The organism is Mesorhizobium sp. M0292, from assembly GCF_040321695.1.
Taxonomy (GTDB): Bacteria; Pseudomonadota; Alphaproteobacteria; order Rhizobiales; family Rhizobiaceae; genus Mesorhizobium.
On sequence record NZ_JAMYSB010000019.1, the window covers coordinates 46,452 to 68,275 of the forward strand.

Annotated in this window: 16 protein-coding genes and 1 pseudogene; 6 read left to right on the top strand and 11 right to left on the bottom strand. The window is 58.8% G+C overall.

The features are described 5' to 3' along the window. Nucleotides 1-116: 116 nt before the first annotated feature. A complete protein-coding gene (locus tag NKI96_RS24410; protein WP_352806614.1) occupies nt 117-812 on the top strand; it encodes a thermonuclease family protein in 696 nt (231 codons plus the stop codon). Nucleotides 813-971: 159 nt separating this feature from the next. Here the strand turns inward: NKI96_RS24410 and NKI96_RS24415 are convergent, their stop codons facing one another. Then, complete coding sequence (locus NKI96_RS24415; protein WP_352806617.1) at nt 972-1,175, bottom strand: zincin-like metallopeptidase domain-containing protein; 204 nt, start codon at nt 1,173-1,175, stop codon at nt 972-974. A 272-nt stretch (nt 1,176-1,447) separates the two neighbouring features. Between NKI96_RS24415 and NKI96_RS24420 the strand changes: the two genes are divergently transcribed. Next, nucleotides 1,448-1,891: a hypothetical protein gene (locus NKI96_RS24420; RefSeq protein WP_352806620.1), complete on the top strand. Its 444-nt coding sequence runs from the start codon at nt 1,448-1,450 to the stop codon at nt 1,889-1,891. Between the two features lie 49 nt (nt 1,892-1,940). Here NKI96_RS24420 and NKI96_RS24425 read toward each other — a convergent pair whose 3' ends face one another. Further along, a complete protein-coding gene (locus NKI96_RS24425) occupies nt 1,941-2,465 on the bottom strand; it encodes a helix-turn-helix domain-containing protein (RefSeq protein WP_352806623.1) in 525 nt (174 codons plus the stop codon). Between the two features lie 409 nt (nt 2,466-2,874). Here NKI96_RS24425 and NKI96_RS24430 point away from each other — a divergent pair, with 409 nt between their 5' ends. From NKI96_RS24430 to NKI96_RS24440, 3 genes are all read left to right on the top strand, one after another. Beyond that, complete coding sequence (locus tag NKI96_RS24430; RefSeq protein ID WP_023825680.1) at nt 2,875-3,123, top strand: helix-turn-helix domain-containing protein; 249 nt, start codon at nt 2,875-2,877, stop codon at nt 3,121-3,123. A gap of 308 nt (nt 3,124-3,431) precedes the next feature. After that, nucleotides 3,432-4,433 (top strand): nucleoid-associated protein, encoded by a 1,002-nt coding sequence (locus NKI96_RS24435; protein ID WP_352806626.1) that lies wholly within the window; start codon nt 3,432-3,434, stop codon nt 4,431-4,433. A 9-nt stretch (nt 4,434-4,442) separates the two neighbouring features. Then, nucleotides 4,443-5,612: a hypothetical protein gene (locus NKI96_RS24440; RefSeq protein WP_352806628.1), complete on the top strand. Its 1,170-nt coding sequence runs from the start codon at nt 4,443-4,445 to the stop codon at nt 5,610-5,612. Nucleotides 5,613-5,807: 195 nt separating this feature from the next. Here NKI96_RS24440 and NKI96_RS24445 read toward each other — a convergent pair whose 3' ends face one another. Then, complete coding sequence (locus NKI96_RS24445) at nt 5,808-6,131, bottom strand: hypothetical protein (RefSeq protein WP_352806631.1); 324 nt, start codon at nt 6,129-6,131, stop codon at nt 5,808-5,810. 972 nt (nt 6,132-7,103) lie between these two features. On the opposite strand from NKI96_RS24445, the gene NKI96_RS24450 reads away from it, so the two are divergent. Beyond that, on the top strand, nt 7,104-8,270 hold the full coding sequence (locus NKI96_RS24450) for a hypothetical protein (RefSeq protein ID WP_352806634.1): 1,167 nt from the start codon (nt 7,104-7,106) through the stop codon (nt 8,268-8,270). Between the two features lie 6 nt (nt 8,271-8,276). On the opposite strand, the gene NKI96_RS24455 is transcribed toward NKI96_RS24450, so the two are convergent. The 8 genes and pseudogenes from NKI96_RS24455 to NKI96_RS24490 form a co-directional block, all read right to left on the bottom strand. Beyond that, on the bottom strand, nt 8,277-11,375 hold the full coding sequence (locus NKI96_RS24455; protein ID WP_352806636.1) for a helicase-related protein: 3,099 nt from the start codon (nt 11,373-11,375) through the stop codon (nt 8,277-8,279). After that, nucleotides 11,372-13,222, bottom strand: coding sequence for a phospholipase D family protein (locus NKI96_RS24460; RefSeq protein ID WP_352806639.1), 1,851 nt, complete (start codon nt 13,220-13,222; stop codon nt 11,372-11,374). The genes NKI96_RS24455 and NKI96_RS24460 overlap by 4 nt, the downstream gene beginning before the upstream one ends. Then, complete coding sequence (locus NKI96_RS24465; protein ID WP_352806641.1) at nt 13,219-14,340, bottom strand: DUF6361 family protein; 1,122 nt, start codon at nt 14,338-14,340, stop codon at nt 13,219-13,221. The genes NKI96_RS24460 and NKI96_RS24465 overlap by 4 nt, the downstream gene beginning before the upstream one ends. Before the next feature lie 1,668 nt (nt 14,341-16,008). Beyond that, the gene (locus NKI96_RS24470; protein WP_352806643.1) at nt 16,009-16,386 is read right to left on the bottom strand and encodes a hypothetical protein; all 378 of its coding nucleotides are present in this window, start codon (nt 16,384-16,386) and stop codon (nt 16,009-16,011) included. A 27-nt stretch (nt 16,387-16,413) separates the two neighbouring features. Further along, nucleotides 16,414-17,025 (bottom strand): hypothetical protein, encoded by a 612-nt coding sequence (locus NKI96_RS24475; RefSeq protein WP_352806646.1) that lies wholly within the window; start codon nt 17,023-17,025, stop codon nt 16,414-16,416. A 506-nt stretch (nt 17,026-17,531) separates the two neighbouring features. Next, nucleotides 17,532-18,704: pseudogene (gene tuf, locus NKI96_RS24480) on the bottom strand (elongation factor Tu); the annotation flags it as partial. Between the two features lie 491 nt (nt 18,705-19,195). Then, nucleotides 19,196-20,047 carry a hypothetical protein gene (locus NKI96_RS24485; RefSeq protein WP_352806648.1) on the bottom strand — a complete coding sequence of 284 codons (852 nt, stop codon included), beginning with the start codon at nt 20,045-20,047 and terminating at the stop codon, nt 19,196-19,198. A gap of 897 nt (nt 20,048-20,944) precedes the next feature. Next, nucleotides 20,945-21,571 (bottom strand): M12 family metallopeptidase, encoded by a 627-nt coding sequence (locus NKI96_RS24490; RefSeq protein ID WP_352806651.1) that lies wholly within the window; start codon nt 21,569-21,571, stop codon nt 20,945-20,947. Nucleotides 21,572-21,824: the final 253 nt, after the last annotated feature.

The following is a 21,824-nucleotide window of genomic DNA, read 5'->3' on the forward strand; positions in this document are numbered from 1 at the left end:
ATAACTACCGCTCGGGTCAGCGGCGGAAGCGCGATGGGGCGAAGGGGTCACCCCCCTGGAGCCGGGCAAGTGTTATACTGCTGCTCGTCTTTGTGACAGTGGCTGCCGCAGCCGCCTTGGCCACGCAGTCGGCTTTGCAGCACAGTGACCGAATACCAGACATTGGGGTTTCGAACTTTTTCGGGTCGAATCCGGAAACAATCGCTGGAGTCGCGTCCGTCATCGATGGCGACACGATCGAGGTCCACGGTCAGCGCATCCGCTTCAACGGCATCGACGCCCCGGAGAGCAAGCAATACTGCAGCGACGCCAAGGGGTTCGATTATCCCTGCGGGCGCCACGCAGCCGAGGCTCTGGACACCTTCCTAGCGGCCTCAAGGCCGGTCTTATGCAAATTCGTGACTTGGGACCGATATCACCGCTTCGTCGGTGATTGCCAGCGCGCGGATGGAGTCAGGGTGGCCGCGTGGATGGTCGAGCACGGTCAGGCTCTGGATTGGCGCCGCTACAGCCACGGAGCATATTCAGCGCAGCAGGCGAAGGCGGAGGCCGCGAAGCTCGGTCTTTGGATCGGAACGTTTCAGGCGCCTTGGGAATGGCGAGCAGCGCACGCTGGGGATGCGAGGCCGGCGAGCCAGCCGCTCGGCATCATTAGCCGCCGCCAGGTAGCGCAAAGCTTTTCGTGCCAGCCGCGGCGCACATGCTCGCAAATCAGCTCTTGCGATGAAGCCCAATGGTATCTCAACAACTGCCCATGGGGCGGCAAGCTGGATCGCGATGGCGACGGGATTGCTTGCGAGACGCTCTGTTGATGGCGCGGCGGACGGCCTGCGGTCGAACGTTGTAGCGCGCTCCGGTACAGAAGGCCGCCGCTCACGCGGCGGCTGCTTCGTCGGCGCTGAAACGCGACAAATAGTCAGCGGCGCGCTGGGCGTGCGCGGCGGGGGGCGAAGATCGCTCGCTGTCGTCCTTCATCCGGACAGCCAGTGACCGACATAGGCGGCATGGTCGTCGCGATCCTCGAGGTGCAGCCCCAGGTCGGCGCACAGGAACGCGGCGCCGAGCTCGGCGACCAGCTCCTCGAGGGCATAGCCGCCATCTCCGAAAGTTGAGCGCGAAGCGCTTAAAACTACGAATCTGAGGGTCAGGAGTTCGAATCTCTTCGGGCGCGCCATTCCATCTAATTGAATTTCCTGAATTTTTTGGCTTTGCAGCCGAAGTGCCGCCGGCTTGATTTTCGAGATTCAGCCGGTTTCTCAGCCGGTTTTGGAAGAACGAACATTCCTTCGAACCATATCGCAGCCTGGCGGATGGTGGCCCGCCTGTTGGTCAACAGACGGCTCGATCAGATTCGCACGGATCGGGCTGGCGGTCGTCGCGGTTGCTAGGTACACGCTTGAGGCACTTGGTGTTGATGTTGCCGGCTTCCTGACGCAAAACCTAGGGAATGACCGTCCGAAAAAAGGCAAACCGTCTTCAACTGCCGCCGCTTGTTGCAGGCGAATGGCGTGGTGAGATCGTCGGCTCAGCCAACATCAATTTTGGCCAGTCCGTGCAGCCCGGACCACCACGCCAATCAGTCGAGTTCAGCTATGTCATACTGGCCGCGTCGCTCATCATGCCGAACGCAGCATTCAGATGGCCTGGCGTCGTCATGATCATGGCCCCAACGCCCATGAAGACAGAACATCCCGACGCGGGCGCACTTTTCGAAGCCGATCAGCTGGCGTCGCTGAGCCTCTCCCTTGAAGTCACCAGGGCGCAATTTTCGGACATGCTGCCACGCTTCGAGGCGAAACGATTCAGGGATTTTCACTTTACGGTAGAGGACAAGGAGGCAGACGGCAGATGGCCGGTGCGAAGCTGGGGCATGGGAACCGCCCGGCTTTGAGCCTACTGACGATACCCGCAGGTTGATACGAGACAACCTTAAATGGCTGTCACCCGGTCTTGCGGTCAGCAGGATTGGCTTGGTCGGTCGCCTTGGTGTCCCTATCCGCGTCGAGGCCTGCCAATTCCTCCCCCAATGCGGCGATTACGGCTGCCACGCGACCACGCACGCGTGGAGGAAGATGCATCAGCCCCTCGATCAAGCGCCGGCCTTCCGCGCTTGCAATGAAGTCGATGCGCTCGTCGACAGGCAGAGGCGAAGTTTCACGGCTGGTCTCATTCCCAGGCAGGCCTTCGAAGAAGCGACTGACGGGAACGTCCAGGGACCGTCCGATCTCATAGAGCATGGAAGCGCTCACGCGATTCCTCGCGTTCTCATATTTCTGAAGCTGCTGGAAGCTGATCCCGATGGATCGGGCAAGTTGTGCCTGCGAGACGTCCGACTGGACGCGAACGACCGCGATCTGCCTGCCGACGTGTTGATCGGCGGGATGAGGCGCGGCCTCTGCTCCTGCCCTTGCCCACGCCTCGAATCTGGTGGGCTTCGATTCCGGAAAAGCCTTCTGATGCTGCATCTATCGCTCCAGACTGGAGAGTTTGTGGCGGTAAGCTCCAGCGAACTCACCAAACGGGAGTGCAAAACCGTCTAGTCGGCTTTGGCCTTTGGTTTCGGGCAATCCGGATTACCCAAAATGGTCGGAGCGTTTGATACCGTGTTGGCGGCAGCAATCGCCAGTAGGGTATTGCAGGCCAGGGATACGCGTCTCAGCCGCAGAAAGACCACCTTGAAGGCAGCATTAGAGATCCGGCTCACCAGCCTTTCCAACCCCATCTTGCGGCGGCTGCACGCGGACCGCGATGAGAAACATGAACCCGAGCGGCAGCAATCCTGTCCAAAACCAATCACGGAATCTGGATCCCCAAATGTTGATTGTCGAGAATACTCCGTGGTGAAATACTCTTCAAGGCATTGCTCTCGGATCTATGGAAATCCGAGAGGTGTTCGCGCGAAACCTGAGAGCTTTGCGGCAGACCAAAGGCCTGTCACAGGAGGAGCTTGCGCATCAGGCGGGGATCGATCGCACCTACATTAGTGCGTTGGAACGCAACGTGTATAACGCCAGCATCGATGTCGTTGACAGGCTGGCCGAAGTGCTGGGCGTGGACGCCGCAGAATTGCTGAAACGACCCTCAGCTGATCTGCAGGGATCGAAGTCGGAGCTTGACGAATAAAGAAGTTGATAAACTCAACGTCTGTAAGTTGCCAGGGCTGCGCACATGGACATGCGCGACTCGTGGGCCGAAGGCGAATGAAGATACGAAGCAGCCAATTACCGACGTGTTTCGCAGGGCGTCCGGCTTCTCTGTTAGGATGAGTGGAAGAAGATCCAAACCGCGCTGCGACAGTAGGCCATAAGTGAATGGAAAGACGTTCAGCCTTTCGACACGCATGGCGTGGATATTCGGTCTGCTGATCCTTCGAACACTTGCGTTCGGGCCCTCACGTCTCGCATAACTGCCATCACGAGGGGGAGGATTCGATGGTCGAGCAGGTCATTCAGGTCGCGGTGCACGACCTGAAGAAGGATTCCGAGAGCTTTGAAACGGTGCAGGGTAACGCGCACCTCAAGGTCTCTGAAACGGTGGAGCGCGTAGTCAGCGAGTTGCACGCTATGTATGCGAGCCGCGCCTCGAAGTCTCACGGGCGCTTCGCGGCAAGCGCCGACAACTATCCGGCACAGACCTATCTTGACGAGTTCCGGAAGGGCGAATTCAAGGACTTCGCCACACTCACAGCCAAGCTGATGACGACACTGACCGTTCAGGCGCGCCGAAAGCCTGGGGCGACGGGCGGTCATGTCCTGTTCGCGCACCTCGAGAAGGACGAGCAGCGGTTTCTGCTAGTGGCGATCATAAACGATAAGCTCGGTGCGGCGCTCACCAAAAGCTTTGACATCGCGTCAGTCGAACATCTCGACCTCGACGGCTTCCGCTTCGCCGGCCGGATCAACATTACGGCATGGACTAACTCGGCAGACCGTTACATCGGATTCCTGAAGGGCAAGGGGAACGTCGCCGAGTACTTCAAGGAATTCCTCGGTTGCGACAGCACCGTTCAGGACCTCGAGGATACCAGGACACTGGTGCGCGTGCTGAACGGTTTCGCCGAGCCGGCGAAGGGCTTCGTGAAGGACAAGCAAGCTTTCCTCCAGAAGGCGTACGACATCTGCCAGCGATACATCCGGGAGAACGAGCCTTTGGATCTCGAGACATTCTCCAACGAGCTGTTTCCGGAGAACCCGAAAGAACTCGCCAAATCGCTCGGCGATCCGGATGTCGGACTTGGCGACGGCTTCGTTCCGAAGAAGCGAGCGCTGTCGCCGATGGTGAAGTTCTCCGCGAAGACGCGGCTCTGGTCGGTCGAATTCAATCGGCAAGCCCTTACAGACGGCAAGATTGTCTACAACGACGACAAGAAGACGCTGACCTTCACCGAACTACCTCCCGAACTGATCGAAAGACTGGAACTCGATCAGGAGTAGCTGAGCCTCATGATCACCTTCGACCAGTTGATAGCCCTCTACCGCAACACGGAGTTCTCGAAAGATGGCTCCAGGGGAAAGTTGACTGTCCGCGATTACAGCATCGTGGAAACGATGAAGCAGATTGAAAGCGATGAGAAGGCGTTCGACGACGCAGCATTCACGGTCGACTCAGCGTCCTCGGTCGTCATAGGTGCGACAGTTAGCGTGGAAGTGGGTGCTCCACGCACAGGACTTGGCTTCCTTGCGCTCACCCTCGACCGGCTGCTCGAGAACCGTCGCAACCGCATAGCCGAGCCGGAGCGCTACTACCTGATCGAGGAGAGGTTCGCCTATAACGATACCGTCGTTCCCGACACCGTCGCGCGCTACCGGAACGCACTGCGCCTTGTCCGCACATTAAAGGAGGCGGCTGCGTTTCTCGACCCGTACCAGGCGGAGATGCTGTTCCTCGGGCCGATCCGGCTGATGGTCCCTGTAGACTTCAGGTCATCCGACCTTGTCTCGGTAAACTCCACACTGGTCGACCAGTTCGAGAACTTCGTCATGCAGAAAGTGCACAAAGACCAGAAGGCTGCGATCGTCGCTACCACACTGATCGAGACGTGTCGTACCCACCCCGAAGGCGAACGCTTTAGGTGCCTTATTAGACACTTTCGGGACTTCGTCACGAAGTGCGAGGACAGCTATAGGCTGTTCGCCTCGGAGTTCTCGTACGACAAAATCCGGGGGAAGGCGGAAGAGGCCATCGCGGACTACACCGGTAAGATCCATAAGACATTCCATGACATCCAGAACCAGATAATGGGCATTCCCGTCGCGAGTGTGATCATCGCCACGCAGTTGAAGCCCGCAACTCAATGCGACGTGAATTTCTGGGCGAACCTGGCCATCTCGCTTGGTGCAACGCTGTTCGTGGCCCTCCTGGCGTTTGCCATCGTCAACCAATTGCTGACGTTGTCGACGATAGACGACGATCTGACCCGACAGAAAACAAAGCTGAATGGCGATTACTCGATCGTCGCCGCAGAGTTCCTCCCTCTTTATCGCAAGCTGGAAAACCGGATTACACTTCACCGATCCGTCCTTGGCATCATCCTTGTCGTCTGCGGGCTCGGGGCGCTACTCACCTGGCGAATTTATTTCCAACTGACAACTCTGATGCCGTGGGGGTGCTGAGAGCGTCGTTCGGGCGACGCTATAGAACCGAGATTCGTTCGATTGGAGCGCTGCCTGGACGGCCGATTAGAGGCGCAGACCAGACAGTCATTACCTGGCCATCCGCGCGCCGGTCACATCAACCCTTCAACATCGTCGATTGAAGAACGGCCCGCATATGCTCTGCGAGGTCGAGTTCGCCGCGCGCCTCGATCTCTAAAAGATATCGGGCCTTGGCCAGGCGATCCCTTCCCCAACGGCAGGATAGCCGCAGATGGCGAGCAGCACCCTCTCCTCTTCCCGACTGGCTCTGGCGGGGTCGCAGCTGCCACCGCCTATCTCGTGCAGAGCTTTGCCGAACTCAGCATAGGCTGCCTTGTGCGCCTCAATCAGCGCTCGCAGATAGCCGGACGGCTCTTGGTCTTGGCTCGGCGGCTTTGCGCCGAGCGCCGTTGCCGTCATCGACGAGGCGACGACTGCGCTGCCGGAGTGGAGGAGCAAGGCGCGGCGGTTGATCCTAGACTTGGCAACCTCTCCCATTTTGCTTTGATGGCGATCAGGCCAGTGGCGTAAAACCATCAAACCGTAACACGACGGTTTGCGTATTCGTGTCAGGATGGCCAGATCTCTGGCCGTCGAGAGTCCGTGCCTGGGCGATGCACAGCGCCTGCATCTCGGAAAGGATGCGGCGCCCGACCGCCCTGCGGAAGCTTCGATTTGGGCGCGGGTTGTCGCGACCGGGCGCTTCCATTGGGGCGGTGAGCCTAAGTATCCGCCGTGCGTAGGATAGCGCCAGCCGACAAGCCTGCACTCGGCTGCCACCCTACGGCCGGCGCTGGCGACGTCGGCTCTACCGGCCGAGGTGAAGCCCCTCAGCGAGCCGTTCGCCGATCGAGGCCACCTCAGGCTAGGTCGGCGAGGTTCTAACGTGGTCTATCCAACAGCTCGTTATCTACCGACGAGCGGCTGCGCCTCAGGGACAGTCTTTGACCCCGCCCTCCTTCCCGGCCCCAGCCCCACAAAGGCAAGCGGGCGGCCACACATCTCACTAAGCTACTGATGAAGAACGAAAATCGACGATCTTGGGAGGTGCAGGGAAAACCCGCACCTCGCGAAAATTGGGAATAACCTATTGGAATAACACGACCGCCACAGCCCGCACCTCGCGGCCTTTTATCTAGCCATCGGCCTTCGGTCGTATCTCGTGGGCCTGTCTCGATAGCACCAAACCTCGCTCTGCCACGCGGCAATGTCCGGCTGCCCCCTGCTGCGCGAGGAACTACGAAAGGAAGCAGATCGCTTCTAGAGCGTCCCGCTGATACTCACTGAGACTACTGCTTCAACTGCAGCCGATCTGCAGCCGCCTTGATGACGTGGGCGCATCCCTGGCGCGATCGAGGGCACGTTGGAGTTGCCAGATTTGACCTTAGATGGCACTGGCCAACCTGTCATATCGGCACTGCGAAGACGTGCCAGAAGCAGCCTTGGCTGAACAAACGGAGGTAAACCGACGTGTGGCAGAAAGACATTCTTGTGTTGCCCGACGATCTGATTGCGTTCGCCTGGTCTGCACCGATGCGAGACTTGGCGGCGAAGCTCGAACTGTCCGACGTCGGGCTGAAGAAGCTGCTGACACGATGCGGAGTTGCGTCGCCGCCGCAAGGCTATTGGAACAAAATACGTGCCGGAAAGAGGGTGCCAGCACTACCCAAGGCGCCACCACGGCGCCCCGGTGAATTCGGCCGAGCAAGTGTCGACGCCCGCTTCAAAAAGGTTCTGACAATTGCAACACCTCTTGCATCCAATGGGCCTTTTGCATCCGCTTTGGTTCCAGAAGACCTCGACGAACTCGATGCACAGGAATTGAAGGCGATTGGCAAAGTTTCCGTCCCGCAGACGTTGGACAGGCCTCACAAAGGGCTCGTTCAAATACTCAAGCAGGAGCTGCGTCGCCGCGACAAAAATGCAGGACGCCAGTGGACCTTTGACAAACCCAAGTTTGACAATGCACTAGGCAAGCGGCGGCTCCGAATCTTGAATGCGCTGTTTCTCGCGCTCAGCAAGCGCGGCCATGACGGTGACGCCTACGAGCACGATGGCGAAATCCATGCGCGAGCAATCATCGGCGACACCCCCCTAGGTCTGGACATACAAATAGTCGGCAGCCACCGAACGGTGCGCCATCAGGGCTACCTGCGGCCGGCGCCAGACCTGTCAACTTCGACGCCGCTCGCGCTGCAGCTCGATCCTAGCTTCGACCGCAAGGCCACCATCTCGTGGCAGGATGACGGTGACACCAAGCTTGAATCAAGGATCGCTGAGATTGCTGCTGCAATCATTGTGGCGGGCGAGAAGAAGTTCCGGCTTGGCCTGCGGGAAGCCGAGAAGCGTGCAGAGCGGGAGCGGATCGAAAAGGAAAACCGGCGCCAAGAACAGCTGGCACAACTCAACCAACAGCGCCTACAAAACCTGCGGACCAGCGGCGAGCTGCTGCGTCAGGCTGAAGACATCCGTTCACTTGTTGAGCGCGTGCGGAGCGCGATCGACGATGGTTCCGTCGCTATCAATGCAGCGACATTGGAAGCATGGCACGAATGGCCACTCGCAGAGGCTGACCGCCTTGATCCGGTACGGTCCGGTCAAATTATGACCCATCTGCACGCTCCCGGGAATCGATAGGTTGTCTTACTTGGCCGCAGCCGGAAAGATGTCGACAATATCCGATGATACCGAAGGGTCATTTCCCGGTGCCAACACCATTTGCCGGAGCCCCATCGCTGAAAGATCGAGCACGAGTGGTCGCAGCAATCTGCGGGCTGCCTCGCCACCACGCGCCAGCACGTCAATGAAGTCTTCCTGATTGGGCTGTCCTAGCGCCAAGCGGTAGATCATACGTTGCTCGCGAAGTTGATGAAAACGCGCGACATCGCGGCCAAACGGGCGCTCAAAAATGTGACGACTGATTTCGGCGCCGTCGAGCACCCACCAAGGGCGAAGCCCGCTCGCATCGACGGTGAGGTCTGCCTGTCTTTGCAAACTCTGCCAGGGTGAACCGCCGGTCTGCGCGAGGTCTTTCAATGCCTTGTCGCGCAACACGGTCGCGAGCTGGCGCCTGATCGCCAGGCCGGCATAGCGTTGAATGCGGCCTTCGCGCTGCTCAAGATCAAGTGGGTTGGACGAGAGGTCCCAATGGACCACGCGCGAACACCAAGGGTGGAAATCTAGGCCCTCCTGACCCACGGATGTTGTCGCCAGCACGTGCGGCCAGAAGGGCGTGTTGAAGCTGCGGCGAACCTCGTCGGGACGAACCGGCGCGGCCTGGGCAACCCCGTCTCTGACTTTGACGAGAGGCTCGGCCTCGGCATCGCCAAAAGGCACGGCAACATGGCAGCGCACCGGAATCTTGTGTGGCTGCCCGCCGATGCCGTGAAAGCTGAAACCGCCGGCGCGCAGCCCAAGCGAGGATTTCAGATCCTTGGCCAGACCAGCAGCTCCCTCATAAAGATTTTGTGCCCGCAACCAGAAATGTTCATCGAGGACACTCTCAAAGCCACCATCAACGACCGCCCCCATCACCTGCTCGACAGCCGTCTCGCCTGGTAGCGATGCCAAGATAACCGGATTGTCGAGATAGGCGCGCAAACCGTGCCAGCTAAGGTGAACCAGTTCCGGAAACCTCGTTTCATTCAGGATCGTCGGGTCGTGGCGCAGCAAGGCGCGGCCGAGTGCGACACCTGGCGCTCCGATTGCATAATCAACGAGATCTGAGAGTTCCCGCTCGGAAATGCTGTCGATCCGCTTTGCCTGTCGCCATTTGCGAATCGCGGAACGTGCGGCGCGATCAACGCCGATCGCGCTCGCCCAGGCTGCCGCGGATCGTTCCGCCATGCATGCGGCCTGCTCGATCGAAGCCAGCACCTGCGCAATCGATCTGTGGCGCTGCCGAGCTTTGACCGTGTCGTTCTCAGCGATGCCCTTGGGAAGGGCCTTGAGGATCTGCCGCTCCACCCTGTTGCGAATTGCGCGCAGCGTTGCTCCGGCCTTGGCGAGCGGATCTGTATGCCGGATCAGCCATGGGGAGGGATGGAAGGCGGCCATGACGGGCCCGGGCACGGCGGATAATTTAAAGCGGCGGCGCTTGTAGGCCCGCTCATACCCGCCTCGGTGCTCGGGAAGGCGATGCGCTTCCAACCCAAAGCTGAGGAGTGCGGCCACGCTTGGCGGCGTTGCCCGAAAGCGGCTGAACATCAAGATTTTGGGATCAAAAGCTTGGGCGGCCCAGCCCTCGCGCAGCGGCCACCACGGCAGCGATGGAGCAACCCATGGGAGCGCCAGCAGCTCAGGCGGGGCGATTTTAGCGAGCGCGCGAAACTTGGCATCTGGCCAGGCTGCGGGCGCATCCAGTCTGTTGCGGCGATCCCTTGTCATGCGTGTCAGGTTCGGCGCCGGCCTGATATTTGCTCGCCTCCAGGCCACGTAGCGCGGACCAAGAGATTGGGCGGGCAGCGGGACCGACGACCAGTAGGGCAGCGCTTCATAGCGGATCTGTTCAGGAAAGCTGTCGACCAGATGCCGGTAGATCCGAAAATCCTCCGGCAAAGGGTCGGCGTCGAGAAATTTCGTCGCAGCGAGCGGATCCGCAGTCGTCACGCTGTCCCGTTCCGTACGCGACATCACCGGCACCAGCAGCCCGCGCAACCCATTCCTCAGCCTTGCTGCCTCCGCCACCGAATGCGCCAGCTCCGAATGGCTCGCCTCGGCGTTGACCGCAATGTCGCGCAGCCTGTCCCCGAAATCGGAGAAGAACCTGGTTGCGCGTTCACGTACGTGCGCGCCACCAAGGAAGTCAATCAGCTTCAAGAGCTCCACTTGGGCTAGAGCACCGCGCGCTTCCTCCCATCTCGTGCCTAGCAGCCGGTACGGCGTTGCGCTCAGGAGCAGAATTGCCGGCGGTAGAGTCGACCCTTCAGGCTCAAGCAGCGCCTTGAGAAGTGGATCGGCATCCTTTTCATCGAGAATGTGCTGGTAGCGCTGGAATTCGTCCAGAACGACAAGATCCGGCGGTTGATGGCGCAGTGTCGCCAACGCCAGCGCCCGGCGCAGACGGCCTACGAAAGTGGCCGGCGTGAGCGCCTTGATCTTGCGCGCCTGATCGCCGTCGAGCGCCAATTCCATTGCAGGGCGGACTGGATCGCCGAACTCTAGCGCGAGCGCGTCCCTGAACCGCTGCGCCAAACCCGGAGGCGCGTTGGCCAGCTTCCTTCGCGCGTCATCGACGAGCCAGTCCCACGATCGGCCGACCGAAAGTCGCAAGATGCTCGGATCGAGATCACCCGCGAAGGCAGGGTATGCACGGGCCAGGAGTACCTGCAGGAAGGCGCGCTCTTCCTTTCGACCACCGGTGAGGCGTGCACGGGCACCGGGAAACGACGTCGCCGGCGTCAGCGCATAAATCAAGACAGGGTTCCTCGGTCGCGGGGAAACGGCGATTAGGGACAGTCGATCCGGCGTCTTGACGGCGGCCTCGCGGTCGTGCTCCTCGAGAAAATCGACCACTCGTCCCTTGTTTTGGTGAGATACGGCGTGACCGTTGGCTATGTAGTAGATGACGAGCGGCCGCCTGCCACCATCCGACATCGAACGTGCGATCTCCTTGGCGACAACGGTCTTGCCCAGGCCCACCTCGTCCGCGACCAGAAAGCGCCGCCGTCCGCCTAGGTCGGCGAAATTGGATAGCGCCGCCATGACGGCGGCCTGCTGAAACGGTTTGGGCGACGCGCTCATCGGCCTCTGCCCCTGTCGCCAAGACCCTCTTTGAGCTTTCTCCAGAGATTTTCGAAACGCCTAAGCAGTTCGCCGGCTTGCGCGTCCTCGTGTCTAACCTGCTCGCGCACCGCCGGAAGATACTCGGTGACCCTTCGCTCGATCTCGCGAAACTTTTGCCGGTCGCGCGACCAGGCCGCCAGTATCTCTTCCAGCGTCGGCAAACCGGGATCTAGTCCGATCTTCTGACTCGGAAGTGTCGGCTCTTTTCGCTTTTCGGTCGTCCAGTCTCCCTCGTCGCGGCCGTCATCGGCCAGCAGTCCGGCCAGCCAAAGCAGGAACCCCCTCGCCCCCAGCAAACGCACGAAAGCGGCACGGTCGCGCTCCTCACCAAAAGGTGGATCGACCGGCGCACGCTGCAGCCAGGAGAGGCCTTTTTCGCCGCGGCTGACGCGCAGGCGAACAAACTCGCTTCGTTCCGACAGCGGCATGGCTCCAAGTTGCAACGTTGTTGAATCCCGCGGCCACACCATGAATTGACCCTGCAGGGAGCCGGCCTCGAGCACGAAGTCGACTTCCTCCGGATGAGGTCCGTCAGGATGGATATCAGAGATGTGCTGCAGGCGGGCCTCGTCACCATCGAAACTGAGCGTGGCGGCCCATCGCGCGGCCACCTGCGCGCGGGCGCGTTCGAGGGCCTCCTCCTCCAGCATGGCGGCATCCGGCTCGTATTCTTTTTCAGGCGCGCTAACGAGCCTTGCTGAGTTGGTGAGCGCCTTGAGCCCTTTTTCTACTGCCTCGGTGATCCGCAGTTCGGCCATCACCTCCACATTGCGGCCCGACCAAGCGCGATCGGTGGCGTTCGCGCTCCCAACCCACAAGGTCCGGTCACGCCCCACACGCACGAACAAGAGCTTAGCATGGAGGCCCAGACCGATCTCTTCCTCTTCTTCCTCTTCGTCATCTGCCGCCGTGGGTTCGGCTGTGTCGTGAGACTGCGGCGCCTCCGGTTCGGGATCGCCGACCGGATAGTCCGGGGCGTCGAGGGCCAGAAGTTCGTCAAATGCGCTGAGCGAGGGGCCCAGGCGCTCGATCTCGCGCATGGTCGTCAGGAGCACACGCCGCGGCGGTTTCTTCTCCTTTGGCGTCTGGCTGGCCAAGAAACGCTTGTCGATGAACGGGCTGACAACCACGACCTCATCGGCATTGGCCGGCGGAACCGGTATTGGCAGAGCGCCGGACCCGGTCGACCAGCGGATCCGCTCAACGGTCACGCCCGGTGGTGCGCGCCAAGCGATCATGGAGACTGCAGACGCCAAAGACGCCGGGCGAATACCATTGAGCGCTGCGCGCTCTGCCAGAGCACGTGCGAGTTCGCCAGACCCACTTATCGGCTTTGCGCCGTCTCGGCCCGAGACCAGCAGCAGACCCATATCGCGGTTGACGCATTCGGTAAGATTACGGCTTCCGATCCACAGCCGCCAGCCGACCTCGTGATTGTTGTTTCGTGTGCGCACCAGGGCGGCTTTGGGATGCCAGCTATGCATCGCCTCGTCGAAATCGACCTCACGCACGAATTGGTCAAGCACAGCGGCGATGCGCGGCGTTCGGCGCATCTTTGCCAGGCGGCCACGCTGGATAATGATGCGCATCTTGCCACGGAGCCGTTCGACCGCGTCGGCAAGATCGCTCGGACTGCCACGACCCGCATCGCTGTCCTTGCCTGCCAGGGCAAGCAAAGCGGCGCCAATGGACGCCAGATCAGCCGAATAGGAGGCCAAAAGCGCCAGGTCGACGTGTTCATCAGGACCGGGGCGAAGAGCCTCGAGGAACGATAGCGCCGGCCAGTTGTCGACGGCAGCGCTCATTCTGCATCCATCAGGTCGTTGAGAAGCGTGCTGACCTGCGACCATCTGTAATGGAGTGGCGTTGCAAGACCATGTTCATCGCTGGACCACTCCAGACGTCTAGCACGACCATTGGGCGTCGGCGCCAGGCGTGCTCGCGGCCCCTTGCGAGCTTCCGCCGCTGTGTAGATGTAAAGGAGCGGAACGGGATCTTGTGTCTTTGACGCTATCCAGTCCTTCGTGGCTAAGACGACAGCCCGCAGTTTGACCGGCAACGCCCCGATATCGCCCTCAAGCCCCTTGACATCGAGATTCGCCGCAACAGGACCGAGTTCCCTGGCGATCGCTGTGAGATGGTTGCGATGGCGCGTCGACATCTCGCGTTTGTCGACCGCCTCAAGTGTATGTTCTAGCAGTGCGTCATAGACCGCGCGGCCTATACCGGCGAGGCTTGCGACCTGCTCGGCCCGGCCAAGCGCGAACTGGTCTGGGCCAGCCAGCGCCCGCGTCTCGGCAGCCCACATTCCAGAGGGCGCGCCTATCTCTGCCCGCACCAGCCTGGAGAGCAAGGAAAGTTCTTTCCCACCAATGGGACGCAACTGGCCGAGGTGTTCGCGCAGGAACGATGCCTCTTTAGAGGTCAGCCGTAGCGTGATGGGGCCGCTTCGCCAGCTACCCGGTCGTTCGGGAAGCGCAAGGAATGGCGGCTCGGGACTCAGGAGCGGCTGGTCATCGTCATCAATCGCTGCGCCGGCACCCTTCAGCTGCCGATGAGCTTGTGACCGGGAGATGGTTCGCCCGTCGGCACGCGACCGTAGAATCCCCCAAACTGCCAGCGCATTCCAATAAACGGTAGACGGCGGCTGACTCGAAGCTTTGGGAAAAACCCGCCCTCCTATCACTTGGGATTCGCCCGCGTTCTTTAGCCGGCCAGCCAACTCCCTTTCACGCTCGCGCAATGCCCGCACGGCGGCCGGTCCTATCAGGCCGGCTAAATCCTCGAACAGCCAGGGGACGAAGAATGCATAACGGGCGCGGGTGTGCAGCACCGAGGTGCCCGGGAAGAAGCGGTCTGCATAGCGCTGATGGATAGTCAGAAACCCGATCTCGTCACGCACACCTGTGGATTCTTCATCCATCTGCGCCTTTGCGCGAGCCAGCGCCGCGCGCGACAAATAGGTCCATCCCAAGGACGGCTCGATCGGCGCGTTGCCTCTCATGCGTTGTCGACCAGTTCCGGCGTGCCCCCTTCCGGACAAGGGAACCTTGCCGGCCCGGCATGATCGCACGATCTGATCTACCGGCTTGTGAATCAGCCCCGCTGACGCATGGCCCAATTTGCAGCGACAGCGGGATGTTCTCTATAAACGGACTATCCACCGCCATTATTGAAAGTCAACAGTACAGTCAATGAAATCCGGGTATTGTACCGAAGGGGCCTTGAGGTTGAGCTTTGTGAACAAATGCTCACGGTTCAGATATTCGCAGCCCTTCACACGGTGTTTTGCACCGCCATGAGCCCCTAAAGATCAATGTAGCTGTCTCGCTAGTGATTCACCTGCCATCCAGATTGTCAGCAATCCATGCGATCGAACTCTATCTGACCGCGCTTTTGCTCCATCGTGGACACCCAGTCAGATTCGCAAAATGCAGCACGACCTATTGGCGCGAACGTAACACTCGCTGAAAGCCGGGCTGCTGCTTCGCACGAAAGCAGCCAAGCATCTTCACTCCCTAAGCCAGAACCGGGAATATCTCGTCACCCGTTACGGCCCTGAGCTGGCAGCAACCGCCTCGCAGATAAACCGCCTCACCGCCACCCTTGAAGAGGTGGCGGCAAAGGTCACGATATTGATCGCGCTGCCCCCTAGAACGCCGCGGCAGTCAGAGCTTGCGGGCGGCGAGGCTCAAGATCGGGTTTCTGCGGCCTCGCCGTCCGCTTCGGTTGCCAATCCAATGACATGATGCACCAGGAATACGTCGATGTAGTACGCAACTTCGTCGCGTCGCATTGGCAACTTGTCTGGGGTGATCAGCTCAGTAAACAGTTGATTGTCGACGTAGTCACCAGCATCCCAAAGGCTTCTGGTTAGCACCTCGTTGTTGGGTTCTATCCGCTTAAGGCAGCCTCGAACGCTGCGTTGGCGGCATCAATAAGTACAGTGCGGTCGGCCCCGGCGACTGGCAGGGACACAATAACGGCATGGGAATCCATGACGAGTTTTCCTCTTGAAATGGCGGGTATCTTGCCTCAGTATTTTCGGCCGCCATGCCGACGCTGGTTTTCAAAGTGGCGGCCAATCGAAGCGCCAGGCGCCACCCTAAGCTCACATGCGCAAGAGCAGGATACGCTGGAATTCAGCACACGCAATGCAGCGCGAAAGGGAAATCACCGGGAAAAGCTTTCCCAGAAAACCCTGCAGAACTCGCTGGGCCACTAACGTAGAGGGTTATTTAGACCCACCGAGCCCGCGAAGTTCGAGCCGAAGAATTCGACCATGCCTTTCCGATCTGAAACGGATCGGTCATGACCTTTAATTGCCTATGAGCTGGTAAGCGCTGGGCATTAGGAACCGATGCGCAAAAAGTGGCATCGTAAGCTCAAGGATGCGGGCGCATTCGTCGTTTTCCGGTCACGGCAACAATTTTGCTCCGAAAAAGCTGAGCTGTGTCAGCGGCCATGCGAAACCCAAAACGAACGCAAGAGCGGAGATCGTCAGGCTTGCCGCCCAGGCAATCGAATACCGCCGGCTCAATTTCCACGCATGCTCCGCCTTTGCATGCTTTTCGTGTGACTGACTAATCAGCTAATTTCGAGTTCGATTCGCTTCGTCGGCGAGCCGCTTGGGAGACGCAATCACTTCGGGCATCGCTTTAATCGCTTCATTGATCTTTTCCCGGTTGTGCGACGCTGCGAAATGTTCGCTTTGCTCGTCCGCTCGCAAGGCAAGAAAGAACAGGCTGGAGCCTACTCCCACGACTCCGATTAGAAACGACCAGAGGGAGGGCTGGAGGAAGCGAAAGACGTAGGCTGGATCGGGTAGGTTGGCGGCCAGCGAAGTCATCGATATTGCGCCGCCCGCCGAGCCAACACCAAGCCATATATGCAACTGCCGCCTATAAGCTTCGCTCTCAGCGTTCTTATTTTGAACGACCCGCAATGTGTCAGTGGCGTCTATTTTCATTTCATCCATTCCGCTCGACAACTACCGTCAGGATGAGTGCCAAAACAATGGAATAATGCGATGACGGATAAACAAATTTCTACCAGTCCCCTCTGACGAATGACTCGACCTAAACCACAATGAATTCTCGACCTGATCATCAACTGATAAATCCGGCCTAATGCCAGTCAAACGTCTCATCCAATCGTGTAGAACAACGTTGGCTTTCTGCTGGCGAAGGTAGATAATGATCTCACCGTGATCTTGGTTCTCAGATCCCGTCAGATAGGTACATAACTGGCGGAAACCTTTTTCCAGCCAACTATAACCATTGTGGATTTTTGCCTCGGCAACCCACAAGAATCGACCTTTTCCTCTTACCAGGATGTCACAGTGACCACCATTTTGAGTGTCATGGGAGGCGTTTATTAGAAATCCTTTTAATTGCTCGACTACATTGACCGTAAGAGCATCCTCGCTATGACTTTGGTTTAGGTGGCGATTTTCAACCAAGCTGTCATAGGAAAAATCTAGGACCCGTTCCAAAGCTCTAACTCGACCCTTGTCGGTTGCGGCAAAGTGATAGGCAACGACCGCCCCGTTACACATGTCTCCAACCAATCTAGCGAGGTCCTCAAGAGTGGGGCCATCACTACTCATTCAAACACCCTCAGTCGTTCGGGGCTCACGTAGAATTCGGGATAGATTCTGGACCTCACGTTGTCCAACTGGCCCAAGACCGGATGATCTATTCGGTTTAGCAAGAGGGCGTTGTCAAATTGATCCGAATCGAGCTGTATGCGCCTTCCAGTAGCATCGACAAAAATTCCGCGCACGTTCAACGGCGCGATCTCTAGTGAAGCTAAAACAAAGATCGTGGATACTAATTCAAAATTGATAGTGTCTTCCGCAACCACTCCCTGTATGTCTTTTAGAGAGAAGGGAGTTTCTGATGGAAGGTCAGAATCAAGCAATGCGTCGATAATTCTAATTGCCAATTCAAATATATGTGGGTTATCGGACACTTTCTCTATCTCCCGCTTCAAAGCCTGATAGCCACGCCTCTCTGCGGACCGTGCTTTAAAAGTGGCTTGTTCAGTTGCAATAGCTAACTCTGCGCCAATTGCAACAACGCCTGTTTGGACAGGAAAACGCGGCCTCTCGTCTTCGATGATACTTGCGACCACTCCGGCACCGACGGTGCGGCCGCCTTCACGGATGGCGAAGCGCAGCTTCTCTTCCATGGCGATCGGCACGATCAGCTCGACATCGACCGTGATGTTGTCGCCCGGCATTACCATCTCGGTGCCTTCCGGCAGCGTCACGATGCCCGTAACGTCGGTCGTGCGGAAGTAGAACTGCGGACGGTAGTTGGTGAAGAACGGCGTATGACGGCCACCTTCCTCCTTGGTCAGGATGTAGGCTTCGGCCACGAACTTCTTGTGCGGCTTGACCGTACCCGGCTTTGCCAGAACCTGGCCGCGCTCGACACCTTCACGGTCAACGCCGCGCAGCAGCGCGCCGATGTTGTCGCCGGCCTGGCCCTGATCGAGCAGCTTGCGGAACATCTCAACGCCCGTGCAGGTCGTCTTGGTCGTCGGACGGATGCCGACGATCTCAAGTTCCTCGCCGACCTTGACCACGCCACGCTCGACGCGACCGGTGACAACCGTGCCACGGCCCGAGATCGAGAACACGTCTTCGATCGGCATCAGGAACGGCTTGTCCAGCGGACGAACAGGCGTCGGGATGTAGGCGTCGACCGCAGCCATCAGCTCGCGGATCGCGTCTTCGCCGATCGTCTTGTTCGAATCTTCAAGAGCAGCCAGCGCCGAACCCTTGATGATGGGAATGTCGTCGCCGGGGAATTCGTTCTTCGACAGCAGCTCGCGAACCTCGAGCTCGACCAGTTCGAGCAACTCGGCGTCGTCGACCTGGTCGACCTTGTTCAGGAACACAACGATCGACGGCACGCCTACCTGACGGGCAAGCAGGATGTGCTCGCGGGTCTGCGGCATCGGACCGTCAGCGGCCGAAACGACCAGGATCGCGCCGTCCATCTGCGCGGCACCGGTGATCATGTTTTTCACATAGTCGGCGTGGCCGGGGCAGTCGATATGGGCATAGTGACGACTTGCTGTTTCGTATTCGACGTGGGCCGTAGAAATCGTAATGCCCCGCGTTTTCTCCTCAGGCGCCGCATCGATCTGGTCGTAGCGCTTGTATTCGCCAAAATACTTGGTGATCGCCGCCGTCAGCGACGTCTTGCCATGGTCGACGTGGCCAATTGTGCCGATGTTCACGTGAGGCTTAGTACGCGAGAAGCTGAGCTTAACCATTCAACCGCAGAGTCATTGCTCAATTGCCCAAAAATCGGTGACCAGATTGGCTTCGCCGTATAGCGGCTTAATATATCATACAGCACTGATCTTGGCGAGCAACCGCGATAGATTTTGCAAAATAATCAGCCCAGATTCTCCAAGGCCGATCGATCTGGCACAGTCTAACAAGGCTTGTAGAATTCCCTAGCGATCCACCGGCTCGAAGCCCAGATGAGTGCCTCGATCAAGTTCGCACCGCAGCTGAATCAGACATTCCCACCTCCTTCTTAAGGGCGCGCTATTCCACTAGAGGCGCAACACAGAAAGTTCGAAAGGTTCCAAGAACCCCAGTCAATCCTGAATTGTAGAACTTTTGAACGACCGCTATTGGGCCGCAATGAGACTGGCCGCTTTTGGAGAGCGAGGGTGTCAAGTGGACTTACGGAATCTGTCTATCTAGCCAGGTACCGGTCGAATCAAGGTCGATGCACGGCGACCGATATTGATGATCACTTCGTTTCCGATATCCCGGGGCGCATATCCAGAGTTCCGGCAACAGAATCATCCATTTTTAGTGTGAGGAAGGGGGTAAGCCTGATCAAAGCGGCTTGCTCGATCTCACGCTCCTCGCCCCTTGTTTTCCCTGGCTGTTCTTCGGTTGTAGGTAACCGATCAGGGTTTTTTGATACTTCCAGGCGTAGCTTTGATGCACTAAAAGCTGACCGCAAGACCAGGAGTCCAAGAACAACAACGATCGAAATAAACGCAAGGATATAAATGGCTTTCGAAGGGCTATGTTTTAAATGCTCTATCCGAGAGATCCCTTTTATGAAATTATCCCAAGTGCTTTCGTCATGAAACGCAAAAGGGAGCGCGAACAAGGCGGCAACGCCGGTGCCCAAGAGTAGGAAGCTAAGGGTCGACTGCACACGACGCTTCGCTCTGACTGCGGGCTCTTTAACTCTACAGTATTCCATGGCGTGCCCAGCTCTTCCGACTCGCTTTGCCCGTGCCTTGTGGAAGGCGGCAAGCAGCGGCTGCAGCAGATCAATATCGATGTCCTCCTGTTTAACCGCGATCGCGACCATAGCGAGAGCCTTGGAGAGCCTGCTGTCCGAGATAGTACGCTCGGCCACCTCCCGAACTTCGGCAGCGCTTTCCTTTGCTGTCGCCAACTGCATGAGCATGACCGGCGCGGGATCGAACACCCTCGCACGCTTTTTGTTGTTACACGGGACACACGCTGGCAGCCAGTTCTCGCATGAGTTGACATCGAACTCAGCTGGAAGGCCGTATAGCTGGAGAACTTTTGCGAGTTCGGCGGGCGTTTTCAGCAAAGTCTCGGGGATGATGTGATCCACTTGCATCGACTGAAGGTCGATAGGGCGCGTGCAGAAATAGCACTTCTCGCCGTGGACCGAGTAGATGGCCCATCGTTCGGCCGCTGAGAATCCTCGCTTACCCACCAAGCCCCCCAGGCTAGATGGCGATTATGAGCTTGCTGAAGGGGATTTTCAACTTGGTGTCTGCTGCACACTGCCGTCTGCACGTATTCGATGAACTGGAGCGCCTGGAGCGCCGGTGGAGACAGTGAGCATCGCGATACTGTAGTTGCCGTTTCCGCTGGCAGCCCCATTAGGACGATGTCACCTGACCACGAAGATAGGGCCGCGCCGGCCAACACTAACTCCTCTTGGGGTGCAGAAGGCCGCCAGTTGAGTCCCCGCGATAATAGCATCTTTGTTGAGCTCGGCGGCGAGCCCTTCCATCCTCGTCCGCGCACCGCAAACGAACCAGCGACGGCGTGGTTAAACGCATGGCACCGCAGGTAGCCACGAGATCACACAAGTCCCTTGTCGGCGCCAGCGTCGGGTCGAAGTAGAGTAAGCTCGGGAAAGCGAACCGTTCCCCCCAAGCCCTGTTCGCCGCCTCGAGGCGCGTCTGGGCGTGAGCCTGTTTGGATCGAACGACGCGATCTGTATCGCCGACGCCGGCGATGCCAAAAGCTGGACACCAGTTGGACTGCGCCCGGACACTACCAGGTTTTCTTTCCGTGTGAGTTAAACCAACGGCACAGTGGATCTCCGCCGGGCACTTGCACCCGAACCCTGCTGTCCGAGCAGCGTTGGAGGTCGCGCATAGCGATCAGAAGGGATGCGCTAGCTCAGCACAAAAGATAGCGTTATGGATTTCGAACTTGCTATCCAAATCATGCACCCTGCCTCAAGAATGGAACCAAGCGCTTCCACTTACAGCGATCACTTAGGATAGAGGGAGCCCGCAAACTCGTAGTCGAGTTCATCAATGTCGGTGCCGCCCGCGATCGGGTCGCCGGATTTCGTGATCTCGCCAGGGATTTCATAGCACATGATCGAGTTGCTGTCGGAGCGGGGCGTGCCGAGGAGCGAACCATCCTCGATCGGCGTCAATACCTGCTGCTCGACCTCATCCTCGCTCCAGCCCTGCGTCTCTCCGAAATACTGAACAGCGCGTTCGCGGTCGATCAGTTCGACAAGCTGTCGGCGCATATGCTCATGCGGGAAGCCGAGCGTGTGCCCGGTCTCGTGACGCACGACGCGTTTGAACTCGGATTCGCTGGTGGCCATGGTGAACGCTTCAAGGTTCATCGTCGGCTGATCCTTCTCGATATGAAGGATATCGGTACCGAGATACGACCAATAGCCGCCCTGATCACCGCCAGCTATGCGCGCGATCCGGACCTGCGCCTGCTTTCGCGTCTCAACGAAGGAGACGTTTGCGCTCTTGGCCCAAGCGTTCATGTGCAAAACGATGCGCGCGCGCAAGTCAGCCGGCGCGTCGTCAAGGAAGCCGACCGTGAGCCGAACCCCACCAGCAGGCCAGCGTCGAGGAATGAGAACTGACAACGTCGCGCGGTTTGCCGCCCCCCCCCGTTCGTACCAGTTCGTCGATGACTTGGTCAGGCAACCTCCGTGGTGTGCAGGTCAGTCGGATCGTCATTGCCAGTCTCCTTTCTCGATCAGCAAATTACTGGGTCGGCGGCACCAAGACCGCCGCGCGGGAAAATCCTATTGTTGTTCGTTGTCTGGCCGGTCAGCAGGCTTCTCCGGCTTTACCGGAGGCGTCGACGTACTCGTGGGTGGTGGCGCCGGCTCGGGT

Coding starts and splice junctions, on each gene's coding strand:
- NKI96_RS24435 (WP_352806626.1), top strand. CDS start 3,432: ATGGTCGAGCAGGTCATTCAGGTCGCGGTGCACGACCTGAAGAAGGAT.
- NKI96_RS24465 (WP_352806641.1), bottom strand. CDS start 14,340: ATGGATGAAGAATCCACAGGTGTGCGTGACGAGATCGGGTTTCTGACT.
- NKI96_RS24425 (WP_352806623.1), bottom strand. CDS start 2,465: ATGCAGCATCAGAAGGCTTTTCCGGAATCGAAGCCCACCAGATTCGAG.
- NKI96_RS24440 (WP_352806628.1), top strand. CDS start 4,443: ATGATCACCTTCGACCAGTTGATAGCCCTCTACCGCAACACGGAGTTC.
- NKI96_RS24455 (WP_352806636.1), bottom strand. CDS start 11,375: ATGAGCGCGTCGCCCAAACCGTTTCAGCAGGCCGCCGTCATGGCGGCG.
- NKI96_RS24470 (WP_352806643.1), bottom strand. CDS start 16,386: ATGAAAATAGACGCCACTGACACATTGCGGGTCGTTCAAAATAAGAAC.
- NKI96_RS24420 (WP_352806620.1), top strand. CDS start 1,448: ATGACCGTCCGAAAAAAGGCAAACCGTCTTCAACTGCCGCCGCTTGTT.
- NKI96_RS24430 (WP_023825680.1), top strand. CDS start 2,875: ATGGAAATCCGAGAGGTGTTCGCGCGAAACCTGAGAGCTTTGCGGCAG.
- NKI96_RS24460 (WP_352806639.1), bottom strand. CDS start 13,222: ATGAGCGCTGCCGTCGACAACTGGCCGGCGCTATCGTTCCTCGAGGCT.
- NKI96_RS24445 (WP_352806631.1), bottom strand. CDS start 6,131: ATGGGAGAGGTTGCCAAGTCTAGGATCAACCGCCGCGCCTTGCTCCTC.
- NKI96_RS24415 (WP_352806617.1), bottom strand. CDS start 1,175: ATGGCGCGCCCGAAGAGATTCGAACTCCTGACCCTCAGATTCGTAGTT.
- NKI96_RS24475 (WP_352806646.1), bottom strand. CDS start 17,025: ATGAGTAGTGATGGCCCCACTCTTGAGGACCTCGCTAGATTGGTTGGA.